Annotated in this window: 17 protein-coding genes; 6 read left to right on the top strand and 11 right to left on the bottom strand. The window is 67.5% G+C overall.

The window, feature by feature from the left end:
• Positions 1-557: 557 nt before the first annotated feature.
• From VQ044_RS13030 to VQ044_RS13040, 3 genes are read right to left on the bottom strand one after another with little or no spacing between them, the layout of a single operon-like run.
• Positions 558-803, bottom strand: coding sequence for an acyl carrier protein (locus VQ044_RS13030; protein WP_327647707.1), 246 nt, complete (start codon positions 801-803; stop codon positions 558-560).
• 16 nt (positions 804-819) lie between these two features.
• Positions 820-2568 carry a hypothetical protein gene (locus tag VQ044_RS13035; RefSeq protein WP_327647706.1) on the bottom strand — a complete coding sequence of 583 codons (1749 nt, stop codon included), beginning with the start codon at positions 2566-2568 and terminating at the stop codon, positions 820-822.
• A gap of 12 nt (positions 2569-2580) precedes the next feature.
• The gene (locus VQ044_RS13040; RefSeq protein WP_327623988.1) at positions 2581-2934 is read right to left on the bottom strand and encodes an S-adenosylmethionine decarboxylase family protein; all 354 of its coding nucleotides are present in this window, start codon (positions 2932-2934) and stop codon (positions 2581-2583) included.
• Between the two features lie 161 nt (positions 2935-3095).
• Between VQ044_RS13040 and VQ044_RS13045 the strand changes: the two genes are divergently transcribed.
• Complete coding sequence (locus tag VQ044_RS13045; protein ID WP_327647705.1) at positions 3096-3620, top strand: GNAT family N-acetyltransferase; 525 nt, start codon at positions 3096-3098, stop codon at positions 3618-3620.
• Positions 3621-3688: 68 nt separating this feature from the next.
• Complete coding sequence (locus tag VQ044_RS13050) at positions 3689-4867, top strand: radical SAM protein (protein ID WP_327647704.1); 1179 nt, start codon at positions 3689-3691, stop codon at positions 4865-4867.
• Here VQ044_RS13050 and VQ044_RS13055 read toward each other — a convergent pair.
• Entirely contained in the window at positions 4765-5679 is a 915-nt protein-coding gene (locus VQ044_RS13055) for a hypothetical protein (RefSeq protein WP_327647703.1), read from the bottom strand. The two genes, VQ044_RS13050 and VQ044_RS13055, sit on opposite strands and share 103 nt — an antisense overlap.
• Before the next feature lie 100 nt (positions 5680-5779).
• Here VQ044_RS13055 and VQ044_RS13060 point away from each other — a divergent pair, with 100 nt between their 5' ends.
• Genes VQ044_RS13060 through VQ044_RS13070 form a run of 3 tightly spaced genes read left to right on the top strand, consistent with a single transcriptional unit; the run spans position 5780 to position 8801 of the window.
• Complete coding sequence (locus tag VQ044_RS13060) at positions 5780-6094, top strand: acyl carrier protein (protein WP_327647712.1); 315 nt, start codon at positions 5780-5782, stop codon at positions 6092-6094.
• Positions 6095-7900 (top strand): B12-binding domain-containing radical SAM protein, encoded by a 1806-nt coding sequence (locus tag VQ044_RS13065; protein ID WP_327647702.1) that lies wholly within the window; start codon positions 6095-6097, stop codon positions 7898-7900.
• A 4-nt stretch (positions 7901-7904) separates the two neighbouring features.
• Entirely contained in the window at positions 7905-8801 is an 897-nt protein-coding gene (locus VQ044_RS13070) for a glycosyltransferase family 2 protein (protein WP_327651019.1), read from the top strand.
• Positions 8802-9043: 242 nt separating this feature from the next.
• Here the strand turns inward: VQ044_RS13070 and VQ044_RS13075 are convergent, their stop codons facing one another.
• From VQ044_RS13075 to VQ044_RS13090, 4 genes are all read right to left on the bottom strand, one after another.
• Positions 9044-10462 carry a pyridoxal phosphate-dependent aminotransferase gene (locus tag VQ044_RS13075; RefSeq protein WP_327623994.1) on the bottom strand — a complete coding sequence of 473 codons (1419 nt, stop codon included), beginning with the start codon at positions 10460-10462 and terminating at the stop codon, positions 9044-9046.
• Positions 10459-11793, bottom strand: a complete 1335-nt coding sequence (locus VQ044_RS13080; RefSeq protein ID WP_327647700.1) for a hypothetical protein — start codon at positions 11791-11793, stop codon at positions 10459-10461. Before VQ044_RS13080 ends, VQ044_RS13075 begins: the two co-directional genes overlap by 4 nt.
• A 122-nt stretch (positions 11794-11915) precedes the next feature.
• Positions 11916-12677, bottom strand: coding sequence for an SDR family NAD(P)-dependent oxidoreductase (locus tag VQ044_RS13085; RefSeq protein ID WP_327623996.1), 762 nt, complete (start codon positions 12675-12677; stop codon positions 11916-11918).
• Positions 12678-12815: 138 nt separating this feature from the next.
• Positions 12816-13295 (bottom strand): TspO/MBR family protein, encoded by a 480-nt coding sequence (locus VQ044_RS13090; protein WP_327647699.1) that lies wholly within the window; start codon positions 13293-13295, stop codon positions 12816-12818.
• A 73-nt stretch (positions 13296-13368) separates the two neighbouring features.
• On the opposite strand from VQ044_RS13090, the gene VQ044_RS13095 reads away from it, so the two are divergent.
• Entirely contained in the window at positions 13369-13863 is a 495-nt protein-coding gene (locus VQ044_RS13095; protein WP_327647698.1) for a lysozyme inhibitor LprI family protein, read from the top strand.
• A 55-nt stretch (positions 13864-13918) separates the two neighbouring features.
• On the opposite strand, the gene VQ044_RS13100 is transcribed toward VQ044_RS13095, so the two are convergent.
• The 3 genes from VQ044_RS13100 to VQ044_RS13110 all read right to left on the bottom strand — a co-directional run bounded on the left by VQ044_RS13100 (position 13919) and on the right by VQ044_RS13110 (position 17576).
• Positions 13919-15562, bottom strand: a complete 1644-nt coding sequence (locus VQ044_RS13100; protein ID WP_327647697.1) for an FGGY-family carbohydrate kinase — start codon at positions 15560-15562, stop codon at positions 13919-13921.
• Positions 15563-15704: 142 nt separating this feature from the next.
• Positions 15705-16481 (bottom strand): SDR family NAD(P)-dependent oxidoreductase, encoded by a 777-nt coding sequence (locus VQ044_RS13105; RefSeq protein ID WP_327647696.1) that lies wholly within the window; start codon positions 16479-16481, stop codon positions 15705-15707.
• Positions 16482-16574: 93 nt separating this feature from the next.
• Positions 16575-17576, bottom strand: coding sequence for an ABC transporter ATP-binding protein (locus VQ044_RS13110; RefSeq protein WP_327647695.1), 1002 nt, complete (start codon positions 17574-17576; stop codon positions 16575-16577).
• Between the last annotated feature and the right edge of the window lie 8 nt (positions 17577-17584).

A 17584-nucleotide genomic window follows, 5' to 3' on the forward strand; every position in this document is an offset into this window, starting at 1 on the left:
CGCCGTCTGGATCAATCCGCCCAACAACAAGCTCCAACTCCAAGCTTAATCTATCGCTCCGGCTGTCTCACATTCGTTGACACGCTCCGCCCGTCAGTGAGCGGCGAAGCCGCGAAACTTAAGGACGGGACAGAAAACCGACCCCGCCCTTAAGCTCCTCGCTGGCGGGGGCCCAGAGGGCGGTGAATCGAAGAGAAGCGAAAGAAGGAAGGATCAGTGACGAGGGATGCATAGGCCGGCCGCCAAAGCGGTGCGGGCGATGGCGTGCACCCCTCACCCGGTTCGCTGCGCGAACCACCCTCTCCCCTCAGGGGCGAGGGTGGCGCGCTTCCGCGAGCGCCGCCGAAATGGGCACCGTTCTCCTCCCCACCGGAGGACGCGAGGACGCGACGTTCCATGACGGGCGTCATCCCGGCCTTGAGCCGGGACTCATTCCAAGTCGCTGGAACCGCCAATCCGTTTCCGGAGAGTGTAGAATCGACATTGCGGCATGGATCCCCGGCCTGCGGCCGAGGATGACGAGGCAGGCGGCGTCCGCCGAGTCTCCAGCGCTTCCGCTACCCCCGCCGAACGGCCCGGACCAGCGCCGGGACGCCGTCGATCGCCTCGATCTCGGCCATGGTCAGGCGGACGCCGAATTCGGCCTCCAGCGCGAAGACGATGCGCACCAGGGCAAAGGAATCCCAAGCCGCGATCTCCTCGGCGCGGGTAGCAGGCATGATCGCGCCCGGATCGACGCCGAGGATGTCTGCGACGATCGCGGCGACGCGGGATTCGATGTCGCTGTCGGTCATGGTCGTCATGATTGCCTCGTCTCCGTCATGATGCCTCGCCGTCGCTCGTGTCCGTCATGATCCCGGGCGCCCCGTCGATGATCGTCAGCCCCGTGGGAGCCGCAACGCCGGGCGCCTCGGCCGCCGAGTCGAAATCGAGCACCCAGCACTCGCCCTCCTGGCCGAAACCGGCCTCGGCGAACAGGCCCCGCGCCGGTCGGTTGCGTTCCATCATATCGACTGTCCCGATGATCCACCTCGCGCCCGCCGCCGCCGCGCGCCGGCTGAGCACGGCGAGCATCGCCGTCTCGACGCGCCGCTGCAATGCCCGGCAGGAAAGATAGAGATTGCGGATGACGACCGCGTCGCCGTCCCGATCGGCGAGAAGTAGCCCGACGATGCCGTGGGCGCCGAAGACATCGTCGAGCCGCACCAGAAAATCGAGGGAATTGCTTCGCCGGCTGAGTTCGATCTCGTTGGGCCGCTCGGCGGTGAGCACGAACTGGTTGACCCGCCGCGCCAGTTCCGCCGCGCGCGCCCGGCTGGCGGCATCGAGCGGCAGGATGGTGAGCCGGGTTTCGAGGCGTTCGAGGAACGCCGCCACGTCGGTCTCGGCCGCGCGCAGGCGTTCCACGTCCGCCCGCCGCTGGTAGTGCGTGGCGCGGGTTTCAGAGGCCATCGGGCGTTCTCCGGCGGCCAGCAGCGGATCGGCGAGAAGCATCACCGCGAAGCCATCCGGATCGGCGAAGCGCCGCACGTCCATCGCCGGAAACCGCGCCGCGACCCGCGCGCAATTGACCGGGTCGTCGTCAATCAGGACCGTGTGCTCCGCCGCCAGAGCGAGTTGGTCGAGAAGGCGCGCGACCAGATCCGCCTTGTCGGCCCAGTCGACAGCGAGAGCGGCGAAGCGCGGAACGCCGGACGGCACCGGATTTGCCAGGTCAGCGAGCGCTTCCCGCGCGACCTCGGCCTCGTTGCGGCTCGCCGCCGCGAGCACCAGACCGCGCGCCGCAAGCGCGGCGAGCGCCGCCGCATAGCTTGCGTGCATGGCCAGATCGCCGGTTTCACCGGCGACACCGCGCCACAGCGTGTCGTCAAGGTCGGTGATCAGCAGCTTCGGCGCGCTGCCCATGATCCGGGCGGCAAAGCCGGCCGCGGTGTCGGCGATGGCGTCGGCGCCGCGCTGCGACGGGATGGTGCCAAGGCTGGCGGCAAAACGCGTGTCGAACAGCGGCGAATTATCGACGAGTACGGGTGCGGCCGGACAGGCAAAGACGCCCGCGCCGGCGTCGCCCGTCCCGGCAAAATCAGCCTCGCCGATGATGGCGACCGGGCATTGCAGCGTTTCGGCGAGCCTCGCCGCGACCCGCGCGGTTTCGTCGTGAACGGCCCGGACAACCTGGGCTTCGCCGGTCGCAGCGATGGAGAGGATGGCGCCATCGAAACGCCCCTGCCCGATCTCCTCCCGCGCCCGGCCAGCGGCCTCGGCCAGCCCCTCGACCGTGACGGTCTCGAGGTCGAAGCCGGCGATCGCGAAGGCAAGCCGCAGCGCGTCGTCGATGGCGCGCGGCTGGTAGGAGGTGACGAGGAAGAGCCGCACCGGGCGCAGCGCGGCGCCGACGCCGGCCTCCCGGAGCAGGCTCGCGGCGCGGGCGGTGCCGAGACGATGACGCTCCTCGCGCAGGACCCGCGACAGGGCGCCGCGTCCCGCATCGGCCGCGCGGATGATGGCGCCAGCGTCGGGCGGTTCGGCGGTCGGCGCGAACGACCACCAGCCTTGGCTATCCCTCGGCATCGCGGTGAGCGGTCACGGCTGGAGCGGCTCGATCTGCCGGGTGACGTAGCTGCGCTCGACCAGCCCGTCCGGGCAAAGAAGCCGCGCAATCTCGTCGATCGTCGCGTCCTCGGACATGTCCGGATTGCACAGGAGCACGTCGACCAGCACCATTTTATATTCCGGCCAGGTGGTCAGCATGATGTGCGATTCGGCCAGAAACACCACCAGCGTGATGCCGTGCGGGACATAGCGCTGGGCATGCTCGCCGATGATCGTCGCGCCGCCGGCTTTCGCCCCGGCGAGCGCGGCGTCGCGCAGCGCCAGCTCGTCCTCGATCGCGGCCGAACAGTCGCGCATGTCGGCGAGGACTTGGCGTATTCGCATGATTGCACCTTATGATTGCGAGGACGAATGTCGGCGCTGCCGTCGGCCCTGTTCAATTCGCTCGGCTCGCTATAGTCACGCGCCATGCGGGCCGCAACCCCGCGCCACCACCCGCGCGCGGCCGTCGCGCGGCCCCACTCGACGACCGGAGCGCCCCCGCCATGGCCGACCGTCCCCCCGCCCCAGCCGACCCGAGCGGCCTGGTCCTGCGCGATTTTCGCCTCTCGGATGTCGAGGCGGTCGCCGGCTTCGAGGCCGCGATCGCCGTCAAATCCTTCGCCGACGAGGCGGTGACCGATCCGGCGCATTATCGCAAGAAGCTGACCAAGCTGATCAAATATGGCGGCGACTGGACCAAGGTGGCCGAGCACGGCGGGCATCTCGTTGGCTGGGTCTGGGTGGCGCCGCGCCAGAACTTCATCACCGGCGACACTTACGCCGACTTCCGCTCGATGTATGTCGATGGCGAGCGGGCCGGTCCCACCGCCGCGATCGCGCTCTTGCGCGCCGTCCTCGATCATTGCCGGGAGGCCGGCTACACGCGCATCGTCGGACGCACGGCCAGTTCCAACGACGCGATGCGCGCGCTCTACCGGCTGGCCGGCTTCGAGGAGAAGCACATCGTCTACGAGATGGACATCGCACCGGATTCCGGCCCCGGCACGCCGGGGGGCGCACTGGGCTGAAATGTAACCTAAGGTTGTTATCAGACTGACACCGTGCCATCCTGTCCGGCGACGACGGGAGGCCGGGCATGAAGCGGTTCCTCTACCACGACCTGATTGTCGCCGGGAACTGGTGCAACCTGAAGTGCAGCTATTGCACCAGCGTCGCCGACGCGGGCGATTTCGGCGAGGCCACCTCGGCGTCGGCCAAGCGACGCGGCGCGGCGATCGCAATCCCTAATGTCCTGGCCATGCTCGACGGGCTTCGCCGCCATGTCGACGCGCCGGTGATCAAGGTGAGCGGCGGCGAACTGTTCCTGCTGGCCAATGCCGCCGATCTCGTCGCCGAACTGTCCGCGCGCTACGCCCATGTCCAGGTGCTGACCAACGGCACCGAGCTGACGCCGGCGATCGTCGAGCGCCTGTCCGGCCTCGGCAATGTCGGCTTCAACCTCTCGCTCGACGGCCACACGCCGGAGATGAACGCCATGCGCTGGCGCTCGCCGCGGCTTGGCGAGAGGGTGATGACGGCGCTCGACGCGATCACGGCCACAGGCCGGCCGCTGGAAATCACCATGGTGGTCAGCGATGCCAACGCGGCGCATCTTTGCGACTTCCTGGCGTTCCTCGCGACGCTGCCCTGCCGGGTCGTGCTGATCCCGATTCCGGTGCGCGGCATCCATTCCGAGCGGTTGTTCGGTCTGGAAGCGCGGCGGGCCTTCGCGGAGCTCCTGCGAAGCCTGCCCGGCGCGTTTGCCCCGGTGCTCGGCCCGGCCGCCTACTACCACCGGCTGGCAGATTTTCTCGATGACGCGAACGGCATTCGCCGTCACCGCTGCCATCTGACGGCCGCCGCCGTGCAATTGTTCGACACCGGCGCGATCACCCCCTGCCCGGTCGGCTGGACGGCCGAGATCGCCAATGTCCGCCGCGACGGGATCGACGCCGCGAGCGCGGTGATCGGCGAGCACAAGCTCTACGATCTGATGCAACGGGACCCGCCACGAGTGCCGGTCTGCCGCAACTGCTTCAGCCAGGCGGATGTCCTCAACCTTTATCTCGACGGCGCGGTCGATCTGGAGGAGCTGGCGGTCATGCCGCTCTTCTCCGAGCCGGCTGCATGGCAAAGGCTGGTCGAGCTAAAGACCGCCCGGACGCGAGCACTTCAGGCGGGCGCCGATGCCCGCGCGGGCTTTGCATCGACGGTGGGATCGGGGCCGGCCGGGTCTGGCGCCGCGTCAGCCATGGCCGTCGCGGCCGAGCGATAGACCGCCGGGCTGGCCCCAACGGCCAAAAGCCGCGCCGCCGCGTCGATCGTGTCGCAGGTCGGCAGCAATGTCAGCACCAGGCAATCGGCGAGCCAGGGCGGGTGGGCTCCCTCACCGTCGTCGCGGCCGGTATCGCCCGCGACATGGCGGCAGAGCTCGTCGGCCCGTTGCCAGTCGCCCTCGTCGCAGGCGCGCAGCATCGCCGCGAACAGGGCCGGTCGGCCCGCCAGCGCCATGGCGAAATCGGCCAGCCGCCGCAGCCGCTCGGGCTCAACGTCGAATAGCGCGCGGCCCGCCCCACCGTTCTCGAACAGCGCCACGGCGGCGCCCGTCGCCGCGATCAATCCCTGCACGGTCCGGTTGCGCATCAGCCGATCGGCGAAGAACAGCCGGGTGCGCGGCGACAGGCAGCGATCGGGGTCGGCGCGTCTGGCGACATGGCGCAGGTCGAGCGGCTCGAACACCAGGCTGGCGAAGGTGTCGGGGATCGTGAAGGGCAGATAGACCAGCGCCAGCGCCATGCCGGCCAGCTCCGCCCCGGCGCCCGGCGCCGCTTGGGCAAGCCGTTCCGCGCAGGCATCGAGGCGTATCTCCTCGTCCAGCAGCAGACGCGCCAGGGCGCCGGCATCGAACCGCCCGCTGGCCAGTTCCTCGCAGGCGGCGGCAAGGACGCCGAGTTGCCGGCCGTCGCGCTCCGATATCAGATCCGAAAAGACATGCCCCCGATCGACGATCTGCTGCTTGGCCGCGAATTCGCGCAGCATCGAACGGCCCCAGGCGCGCCGGAGGCGATCGGTCTGAACCGCAATCATCGAACCCTAGGTCTCATGCCGTTACGCTATCTCCGGTTGTATATCGAAGCAACCAGAGATAGTATTTCCCTTGGATGTGTCGGAGAAGTGGGTGAGCGCCATGGAAACCAGTCAGGACGGGATCGCGGCGCGCCAGCTGGAGGATCAACTGGCGCAAATCCTCGAAAGCCTCTGCGCTGCGAACGAGATGGTCCGGCGGGACGCCGATCTGCGCAACGACAGTTTCGGCGCGATCGGGCTGACGTCCGTCGACTATCTGGAGTTCATCCTCAACGTCGAGACCGAGTTGAACATCGACGTGCCGGATGAAGCGCTGATGGACCCCGCGCTCGCCTCCGTGCGGCTCTGGGCCGACTATCTCGCCCGGCACCGCGACGAACTGGCGACGCCGCTGGTCGGCGCTGCGACAGCCTAGATGCCCGGCGCCCCACTTCGGGTTGCGCTGGTGGGACCGCGCGAAGACCCCTTCGCCGACGATCCCGACCGCGAACACCGCGAGCGGATGCTGCGCAGCTTCGAGGAGATCTGCCGGGACATCGTCACCTTCGGCACCGACTACACCCTGTCGCGCGAGTTTCTGGGCATCGAATATCTGGCGGCTACGCTGCGCCGGGAAGGCCGCCAGGTGGCCGTCGTCGGCGCCGGCAATGAAGGGCTCGACGACAAGGCGCTGATCGACCGGCTCACCGCCTTCGCGCCCGATATCGCCGGCTTCTCGCTGCTCTACGATCTGCAATTGAAGAGCGCGCTGACCGCCGCGCGGATCCTGAAACGCGCAAGGCCCGAGACATTCATTGTCTTCGGCGGACCGCTGGCCTCGGCGATTTCGGTGCTGCTGCTGGAAACCTTTCCGTTCATCGACGCTATCGTCGAGGGCGAAGGCGAAACGGCGATCGCGCGGCTAGCCGACGCTGTCGAAGGGCGCTGCGCGCTGGACGCGGTTCCCTCGCTCGTGCGCCGGTCGGACGGCGGCATCGTCAAGCAGCCCCGCGCGATGCCGGCCGACCTCGACACGCTGCCGCATCCCGCCCGCGACATCATCGCCGCGATCCGCCAGCGCGGCCTGCCGGTGCCGAGCGCCTATCTGACGACCTCGCGCGGCTGCAAGGCGTTCTGCACCTTCTGCACGGTTCCGAACATCGTGCGCGGCATGAAGGACGGCGTCTACCGGATGCGCGACCCGCGCGACGTCGTCGACGAGATCGAGGCGGTGACACGCGACCACGGCGTCACGCGCTTCTACATGGCCGACGACAATTTCCTCGGCTATGGCGAGGCCAGTAACCGGCGAATGCTGGCCTTCGCCGACGAAATCCTGGCGCGCGACCTCAAGATCAATTTCCACGCCGAATGCCGGGTCGATTCCCTCGTGCCGGAGACGCTGATCCGGCTGCGCGAGGCCGGATTCGACCAGATCCTCTTCGGCCTGGAATCCGGGTCGGCCAAGACGCTGAAGCGTTGGGCGAAGGGCCAGACCGTCGAGCAGAACGAAGCAGCCGTGGCGCTGGCGCGGGCACTCAAGCTCGACCTGATGCCGAGCATGATCCTGCTCGACTGGGAGTCCTGCCTCGACGAGGTCGAGGAGAGTATCGGCTTCATCGAACGTACGCGCCTGTGGCGCTCGAACCAGCCGCTGTGGCTGGTCAACCGGCTGAAGGTGCATTGCGGCACCGCCGCCGCCAGGCGCCACGACAATGTCCGGGGCAAGCCGGATTTGCCGCCGGTGGACGCCGACGACGCGGTCAGCCTAGCGCGCTGGTGCGCCGCCGCGACCTATCAGCGAACGCCGATCGAAAACCCTCATGTCGCGGCCTTCTGGTCGGCGCTGAACGGTGAGGTGAACCGCTGGTCGGTGCTGACCGACGAAGTGCTGCCGCCGCTGCTCAAGACGCTACGGGAGACATCGCGCGGCGGCGACCGGGTCGACGCCCTCGCCCGCATCAAACGGATCGCCACGTTCCGGCGCTCCGTCGGCGGCGCGCTCGCCGGGCTGATGCGGCGACTGGTCGACGCCGCGCAGGAACAGCAAAACGTAGGTCGCCGCCCCGACGGGCTCGACGGCGTGGCCCGGCGCTTCGTCGAGGAGTTCGAGACCGAACTGTTTTCCGAGGGGCTCGACGCCTGGCTCACGCCGAAGCCGACGGGACTGGTGGCGATGCCGGGCGCGGCCTCGCGGCCGCCAGCGCGACCGGCCGAGGCCATGACGGCGGAGATCGGCTAGGCGAATGAGCGTTCCCGACCTCGCGATGATCGTCCCGACATCAGGCAAGCCGGAGCGGCTCGTGCTGGCGCTGCATTCGCTGATCCCGCAGACGCTTTGTCGGGGTCGCTTCGAGACCATCGTCGTTGCCGACGGACCGGCCCCCAGCACCGAGGCGGCGGTGGCCGTGGCCCGCACGGCGGGGCTGCCGGTCCGCCTCGTCCGGACACCAGCGCTTGGTCAGGCGGCGGCGCGCAATCACGGCGCCGCGCTGGCATGCGCGCCGGTGCTCCTGTTCATGGATGACGACGTGCTGCTGTCGCCGGACTATCTTGCGACCGCCCTCGCCCATCTTGCCGACGAACCGAACCGCGTCGTCCGCGCACCGGTCTATCTGCTGCGCTATCTGGCGCCGTTCCGCGATCCCGAGCGCGGCATTCGCTACGATGGGCGGGTGCTTGCTCCCGGCGCGGCAATGACGCGGCGGCTCGTGTCCCGCCGGACCATCGTCGAGGACTGGCCGTCGATCGCCCGCCAATGCGTCCACCGCAACCGGTTCGAGCGGCTGGTGAGCGACACACTCGCCAACGGTCCAGCGGCCCATCGCTGGCTCGGCTATTCCGGGTCCGGCGTCGCGCTCACAAAGCGGCTGTTCGAGGCGTCGGGCGGTTACGACGAGGGCTTCGGCTTTCGCTGGGGTGCCGAGGCGATCGAACTCGGTTATCGGCTGATGCGGCTCGGCACCGAATTTCGCGACCTGCCCTGCATCGTCTCGGCCCATATGGACCATCCGCGTAGCGCTTCGCTCGGCAGTTTCGCGGCGAGCTTCGACCACTTCTTCGACAAGCACCGCGCCCCGGCGATCCGCGCGGTCGAGCGGCTGAGAGGCCGTTTCGAAACCCCGGAAAGCCGATGTTCGTAGTTTCTCCGCATAACCCCCACGGGCAGGAAACCGGCGAAACTGCATCGCTGACAGCGGCCAAATCTCATTCCGAACTGCGTGGTAGAGAGTTTTGAAACGGACTCTGATTCTCGGAGAAGATCGGCGGCCGGGCGCCCTGTCCGGCTCAGGCGCCATGCCCGCGGTCGAGGAAATCTGAAAGTTTCTCGCAACCCGCCGCGANGATTCTCGGAGAAGATCGGCGGCCGGGCGCCCTGTCCGGCTCAGGCGCCATGCCCGCGGTCGAGGAAATCTGAAAGTTTCTCGCAACCCGCCGCGAAAATCTCCTTCTGGTTCGCCGTCGAAATCCGCACCCAATAATCGCTGGAATCCTCGCGATCGTGATCTACGAAAACGCTCTCGGTGTAGAAGTCGAGGCCGGCGTCGTCGAAGGCCTGCCGCGCGAAGGCCCATTCGTCGAGACCATCGTCGAATTTGACGCAATGGTTGAAGCCGACCGGAGCGGCGATCACCGAGCGCAGCCGGTCGCCGAGCCGGCCCCCGAACGCCCGCCAGTTGGCGGCGCAGATCGCACCGGTCGCGGCCAGATCGGCTTCGTAACGGCGAAACGCTTGCGGCCAGTCGACGGCCGCGTCGAGAAACGCCCAGAGATCGCCGGGCCGGGAAAAATCGTCGGAGTATGGCGAGAACAGCCGCAAGTAGCGCCCGGCCCGCCGCGCCACGCGCGCCACCATGTGATCGATCGCCGCATCGTCTTTCGGATCGCCCAGCACGAACGAAGCATCACGGACCCGGCGCGCGGCGGCCCGCAGCACCATGTCGAGAACGAGGGCGCTCGCCCCGGCGTGGACCGGCGACCAGAGGAGCCGTTCGTTGTGGCGACGGACGAAGTCGACCACCGGCCGGTCGGCGATCAGCCAGCCGGCCCGCAAGCCGGCGAGGCTGCGCGACTTGGAGAACGAGTTGATCCAGATCAGCCGCTTCGGAAAGGCCTCCATATTCTCGGGAAACGGATGCGGCCGCTCGGTCTCGCCGGGATGGGCGAGATCGGGCACCTCGTCGAACACCAGCCAGCTTCCTGTGGTCGCGACCGCCGCGATGACGGTGTTCAGTTCCTCCACGCCGTAGACCTCGCCGGACGGGTTGGTCGGCTGGGTCAGCACGACGATGTCCGGGCAATGCCTGGCGACGAGCGTAACGGCCTCCGTCGCGCTCGGCAGGATGCGGTCGGGTTCCTCGGAACAGCAGGTGCGGTAGGCAATCCGGTGTTCGTCGCAGATGGTCGAGAAGTAGCTGTAGTTCAGCCCGAGAACGAGCGCCGTCCGCGCGCCGGCGATGTCGGCGAGATAACGAAAGGCGAAGGCGAGCGCCCCGGTCGCGCCGGCGGTCATCGCGATATTGGCCGGCCCGATCGCGCCAAAGGCGGAGGCGCCGATCCGCTCGTGGGTCTCGAAGGCGATGGCCGCGACGACGGCGGGCGCGCCGCCGGGCGCGGTATAGTTTTCGACCAGCATCCGCTCTTGCAGCTCGCGGGCGGCGATCTCGAGCAGAACCGACGGAGCCTTCAGATGATTGACCCCGGAGGAGAGGTAGCGGACGCCACCATGGCGCCGCACGGCAGCGGCCCGGCGCGCGGGATCGTAGAAATAGGCGTTCGCCCGCTCCAGCGATCGGTAGGTCACGGCGGAACCCGGCCCGGTTCAGCCGCGGCAGGATGGTTCGGCGATTGCAGCGCCAGCACCTCTTCGAACCGCACCCGGCGGGCGATCAGCCGCTCCTCGTCGCCGTCGACGAGGATCTCCGGCGGCCAGTCGTGGCCGAGGAAGTTCAACGGGCTCGCATGTTTGCCGTAGGCGCCGCAGCCGGAAAAGACGATGAGGTCGCCCGGCGCAAGGGCTGTCGAGAGCAACACCGCGCTGGCCAGCCGGTCGGTCGGCGCACAGAGCGGACCGGTGAGTTCCGTCGGCTCGCTGTCGCCTCCCTTCCTCGGCGGCCCGACGACGGCGACCGGCCGCCGCAAGAAGCGCAAGGTGCCCGACACCACCATCAGATGGTGGATGCCACCGTCGAGCGCCGCAAAACGCCGCCCCGCGGTGCGTTTCACCGCGACGACGCGGGCGAGATAGCGGCCGGCCGGCCCGGTGACGTATCGCCCCATTTCAAAGCCGAGTTGCGGGGGTGGACCGCCGCCGCAGATCGTCTGCATCTCGGGTCCGCGCAGGAAAGCGGTGATCGGATCGAGATCAAGAGCGGAATCGTCGGCATAGAACGGCGCGCCGAAGCCGCCCCCGAAATTGATGAAGCGCGGAGCAAACCCCTTCGACAGACGCCGGACCGCTTCGATGAAGGTCGCGAAGCGCCGAATGAAATCGGCTGCGTTGAGCGATCCCGACGTCGGATGATTGTGAAACCCGACGATCTCGACCGGCGCCAGGCGGTCCCGGGCACCAAGGATCGCGGCGGCGGTCGCCTCATCCATGCCGAAAGACGAGGCGCCCGCCCAGTCGCCGCGCCGCGCGCCGGCATCCTGCGGCAGATCGAGCCGCAAAACCGCTGTGGCCGGGCGCTCCAGCCGCGCCGCGATCGCCGCCAGCCGTTCGATTTCGCCCCGCGACTCGATCTGGATAGCGTAGATGCCAACCTTGACCGCCGCCGCCAGATCGTCGTCGGTCTTGGCCGGTCCCGACCAGACGATCCGTTTCGCCGGGATTCCCGCCGCCATCGCCAATGCCAGCTCGCCCCTGGAGGCGACCTCGGCCCCAAAGCCGAGGCCTGCGAACAGCCCGACGATGGCAGGATTCGGATTGGCCTTGACCGGGTAAAAGAGTGTGGCTCCTTCAGGCAAAGCCGCACGCAACCGCCCGGCGGCTTGCCGCATGACAGCCGCGTCATAGACGAAACAGGGCGTGCCATAGCGCTCGGCGATCTCTTCGAGCCGAGCGTGCGACAGGTTGGCGGCGCCCCCTCCGGCCGCACCGGCGCCGGCATTCGGAATGTCGGGCAACTCGGCCATAGCCGACCTCATGGTTCGCGAACGCTTCACGTTACACAACCATAGGATGCGTCATCAAGACGTCCGTCAACCTTTCGGCCGACGCCTGACCCATGGCCGCGGCGGCGCCCGTCGTTCCTCGCTCAGATCGAGCCGGCCTCGACCATATAGTTGTTGGCGGTGCACATCGCGGCGTCGTCGGAAGCAAGGAACAGGACCATCCGCGCGAGATAGACCGGCTCGATCAGATCCGGCAGGCATTGCCGGGCGCGGTGTTTTTCAATTGCCTCCTCGGTGACCCACAATTGCTTCTGCCGCTCGGTCATCACCCAGCCGGGCACCACGGTGTTGACCCGGATTCGGTGCTTGCCGAGGTCGCGAGCGAAGGAGCGGGTCATGCCGTGGACGGCGGCCTTGGCGGTCGTATAGGCCGGCATGCCACCACCCGCCTCCCACCAGGAATTCGATCCCATATTGACGATCGAGCCCTTGCCGGCCGCGATCATCCCCGGCGCGACCGCCTGGATGGCAAACAGCATGTGGCGCAGATTGGTGGCGATCCGCTCGTCGAAATACTCCGGCGTCAAATCCTCCCAGCCGTGCCGGTCGTCGCGGGCGGCGTTGTTGACGAGGACGCTGGCGGGGCCATGCGCCTCAGCCAGCGCGGCAAAGGCCCGTCTCAGATCGGCGATATCGCGCAGGTCGCAAGCCTGGAAGGCGACGGTCCGGCCATCGGCGACCAGTTCGTCGGCAAGCGCCTCGCCCTTCCCCCGGTCGAGATCGACGAAGCCGATCTTCGAGCCTTGCGCGGCGAAGGCGCGGACCATCTCGGCGCCGATACCGGAGGCGCCGCCGGTGACGATGACGCTGGCGCCCTCAAGGCTCGGATAGCTGGCAAAGCGCATGGAATTCCCCGCTTGGTTTGACGAAAATGAGAGACGCTTCTGGCCGCTTTATCCCCGAAACGGAAGCAGAAATCGAGCCACGACCGGTTTGCGAACGTCCAAAGATAACAGGTGTTCGCCCGGCCCTGCGACGCGGCGTCAGGCGTGCGAAAACGCGCCGGGGTTCCTGCGCCAGACCGAAAGACTGAGGCCAGCGGCGATGCAGACCCAGATGAAATATGGAATCAACAGCAAGCCGGCGACGGCGTCGATGGACCAGAACAGCGCGATGTTCGCCGCGATAGCCATCCCCAGCAGCGTGATATCGACAAATGCGAGATCTGGCCGGTGCAGGCCGAAGAACAGCGGCGACCATGCCGCGTTGAGGACGAGTTGCACGGCGTAGAGGATGAAAGGGAGCGCCGCCAGGCCAACCGTCTCGTAGACCCGCCAGCCGGCGATCGCGATCATCAGGTAAAGTGCCGACCAGACGACCGGAAAAGCCCAGTTCGGCGGCGTCCAGGAAGGCTTGTCGAGACGACGATACCATGCGCCCGGCTTGAAGATCATGCCGCTAAGGCCAGCGGCGCATACCAGCGCCAGAAACCCGGCGAAGCTGACGATGTCTGCGAAACTCATGAAATATTTCCGTTGCGCGCTGGCATTCTGCCTGTCCTATTTAGGCGCCGCTTCAGCTTGGGACACCACCGTCATGCAACGCCTTCTCCTGATCCTTTCGTCGCTCGCGGTCTTGGCGCAGCCGGCATCGGCGCAATCGAAAGACGCCAAGGCCGACCTCGCAACGATCAGGACGTGCCTCTCCGACCAGGTCGACGATCCCCGTTCCTGTATCGGAACCGTCGCCAATCCCTGTCAGGGCGCTCCCGGCGGCGCCTCGACGATCGGCATCGATACCTGCCTCGGGCGCGAAACGGCGGCCTGGGACACCCTTCTGAACAAGAGCTACAAGATCGCGGTCGCCTCCGCCGAAACCATGGATAAGCGGTTAGTGAGCGACGGCATTTACGAGCCGGGTGTCGCCGCCGCCCTGGTGAAGGCGCAGCGCGCCTGGATCGCCTATCGCGACGCCGAGTGCGATCGTCGCTACGAGCTCTTCAAGGAGGGAACGATCCGCACGAACATCGCATCGGATTGCCTGCTGGAGCTCACCGCGCAGCGGGCGATCGAATTTCGTGGGGAGGAATAGCGGGGCCGCTGAACGGCGAATTTCAGCCGTCCGCCTGCGCCGGTGCGCCGGCGCCTCAGTGCGGCGAAACGTCGACCTCGGCCATCATCGCCCGAACCTCGCGCTCGCTTCTTTGAAGAACGCGGAAGGCCTCGTATTTCGCCGCGTGGAAATCCGCCATCGCGCCGTGTGCCGGGTCGATGACGTCGCCGACGCGGCACATGGCGGCGGCGGCCTCCTTCAGGCTCGGCTGCTCGCCGGATGCCACCGCGCCCAGCATGGCGCTACCGAGCAGCACCGGCTCGCCGGTGACCGGAAGCACCACCTTCAGGCCGGTCGCGTCCGCCAGAATGCGCCGCAGCAGCGCCGAACGCGCCGCGCCGCCCGAGACGACGATGGTGCCAAGATCGACGCCCTTCTCCCGATTGGCCGCGACGATCTGGCGGGTGCCGTAGCAAAGTCCGCAAAGCCCGGCGACGAACAGCCGGACCAGACCGTCGGCGCCGCTGTCGAGCGTCAGTCCGGTCAGCACCGCCGTCGCCTTCGGGTCGGCCTCGGGCGAGCGGTTGCCGAGGAATTCGGGGACGATGTGAATCTCGCTCGCCAGCCTGGCCGCATCTTCCAGCGAGCCAGCCATTTGGACCGCGCGGGTTTCGAGATAGTCGAGCACCGGGAGACCCGCGCCGGCGGCGGCTTCCTTGGCTGCCGGAAACGCCGGGTGCATGGCGACGAGATAATCCAGCGCCGCGCCATAGGCCGACTGGCCGCCCTCGAGCAGCCAGTAGCCGGGCAGCAGCGCGCCGTAATAGGGCCCCCAGACCCCGTCGACGAAGGCCGGATCGCGGGTCAGTGCCATGGCGCAGGATGAGGTGCCCATGATCAGCGCCAGTTCCCCGGCGGGGTCCGCGGCGCCATTGGGACCGGTGCCGCCCAGCGTGCCGACGCCGCCGGCATGGGCGTCGATCAGCGGCGCGCCGACCGGCGTGCCGGTCACGAGTCCAAGTTCGGCGGCAGCAGCTTCGGTCAGGCCCGAGCCGAGGGGCGCGGCAATGTCGACGATGGACGCACCGATGCGGGCGAAATCATCCTCGACCAGCTCGCCGAGGCCAATGGTCTTGAAGTAATCCGGGTCCCAGCGCGCTTCGTGGGCGAGATAGGTCCATTTGCAGGTCACCGTGCAGACCGAGCGGTCGCGGCTGCCGGTCGCCCGCCAGGACAGGAAGTCGGCGAGATCGAAGAAGTCGCCGGCAGCGGCGAACACCTCCGGCTTGTTCTCCTTCAGCCAGAGCAGCTTCGGCGTTTCCATTTCCGGCGAGATCGCGCCACCGACATAGCGCAGCACCGGATGTCCCGTCGCGTTGATCCGCGCGGTTTGCTCCATTGCCCGGTGGTCCATCCAGACGATGACGTTGCGGGCCGGATCGTCGGAGGGGCCGACCGGCAACGGCTTGCCGCCCTTGTCGACGACGACCAGCGAGCAGGTGGCGTCGAAGCCGAGGCCCTTGATGTCGTCCGGCGCGGCGCCGGCCTTGTCCATCGCCTCGCGAACGCTGTCGACCACCGCCTGCCAGATGTCCTCGGAGGATTGTTCGACGACGCCGCCATCCTCCTGCCAGATGCGGATGGCGCGCTTGGCCGAACCGAGCAGCGTGCCGGCGGCATCGAAGACACCGGCACGGGCGCTGCCGGTCCCGACATCGACCCCGATGAACACGCTCATGACGATCCCCCCGGACGCTGACAACCTCGCACCCCACCGCGCGAATGGCGTGGAGGGGTGCGAGGCTCAATAGCCCGTTCGGTCCGGGAGGAAAAGGCCGGCGCGGGCTAGGGCGATCCGCCCTGCCAACGATGGCGGTGTTCTACCAGCAGGTGTAACCGCCATCGGCAAGGACGATCGAGCCCGTGAGAAGGCTAGCGGCGTCCGAGGCGAGGAAATGCACGACGGAGGCGATCTCCTCGGGCTGGCCGACCCGCCCCATCGGGGTCATCTCGAGCCAGACCTTGTACATGTCGGGGTTCTCGTCCATGCCGAACTTGGTCAGCGGCGTCTCGATATAGGTCGGCGCAACGGCGTTGACGCGGACGCCGCGGGCGCCCCATTCGGCCGCGAGCGACTTGGTCAGATGATGCACGGCCGCCTTGGAGGCGTTGTAGAATGCCTGCGGCTGCGGCTTGTTGACGATGAAACCGGACATCGATCCGATATTGACGATGGCGCCGGAGCCGCCTTCCAGCATCTTGCGGCCGAACTCGCGGCAGCACCAGAACAGGCCGTCGACATTGACGTCCATGTGGAAGCGCCAGTGCTCGTCTGTCGTGTCCTCGGCGCGCACGTCGGATTTCGCGACACCGGCATTGTTGACGAGGATGTCGATCCGGCCGTGCTCGGCGAAGACCTTGTCGGCGAGTGCGGCGACATCGGGGGATTTAGTGACGTCGAGCGTCGCGCCCTGGGCCTTGATGCCCTTGCCCTTGAGACGGGCGACGCAGGCCTCGACCCGGTCCGCCGCCATATCGGCGACGACCACGGTTGCGCCGGCCTCGCCGAGCGCCGTGGCGCAGGCTTCGCCGATACCCTGTCCGGCGCCGGTGACGACGGCGATCTTGCCGTCGAGCTTGAGTTTTTCCAAATACATCCGATGCACTCCAGGATGATGGTCGGGAATGACCGGTGACGGTCGACGCCTGCCGGTCGGATCATGGGCGACGAGGGTTCTTTCGCAATCGCCTTAGCGAATCGCGAGGCCCTTTTCGTCGAAGCGGTGAATGCGTCCCTCTTCGGGCGTGATCCAGACGGGGTCGCCGTGGCTGACCCGATAATCGCCGCCCGAACGGGCGGTGATGGCCGTGCCGTCATCGAGCTTGACGTGAACGAAGGTGTCGGAGCCGAGATGCTCCGAAACGCCCGCCTTGCCCCTGATGCGGCCGCTATCGGGCGAGATCGTCAGATGCTCCGGCCGAAAGCCCATCGTATGGGCGTTGTGCTCGGCAGCGATCGGACCGGTCAGGAAGTTCATCTTCGGCGACCCGATGAAGCCGGCAACGAACAGGTTTTTCGGATTTTCATAGAGCTCGAGCGGCGAGCCGACCTGCTCGACATTGCCGCGATTGAGGACGACGATCTTGTCGGCCATGGTCATCGCCTCGACCTGATCGTGGGTGACGTAGATCATCGTCGTCTTCAACTGGGCGTGCAGTTCCGACAGCTCCAGCCGCATGTTGACCCGCAGCGCCGCGTCGAGGTTGGACAAAGGCTCGTCGAACAGAAAGCCCTTGGGCGCGCGCACGATGGCGCGGCCGATGGCGACGCGCTGGCGCTGGCCGCCGGACAGTTCGCGCGGCTTGCGCTGCAGATAATCGGTCAAGTTCAGCGTCGCCGCGGCCGCCCTCACCTTTTCGTCGATGACGTCCTTCGTCTCGCCCGCCATCTTCAGCGGAAAGCCGATATTCGCCGCCACGCTCATATGCGGATACAGCGCGTAGGACTGGAACACCATGGCGAGTTCGCGCGCCGCTGGCGGCACGTTGGTGACGTCCTTGCCGTCGATCTCGATCTTGCCGCCGGAGACGTCCTCCAGACCCGCGATGAGACGCAAGAGCGTCGACTTGCCGCAACCGGACGGGCCGACGAAGACGACGAACTTGCCCTCTTCAATCTCGAGATCGAGGCCGGGGATGATGACGGCGTCGCCGAAGCGCTTCTGAACGTTGTGGAGCGTGATGGCACTCATAGCGAAAC

Source organism: Aurantimonas sp. C2-5-R2 (assembly GCF_036549495.1).
In the GTDB taxonomy this organism is placed as follows: domain Bacteria; phylum Pseudomonadota; class Alphaproteobacteria; order Rhizobiales; family Rhizobiaceae; genus Aurantimonas; species Aurantimonas coralicida_A.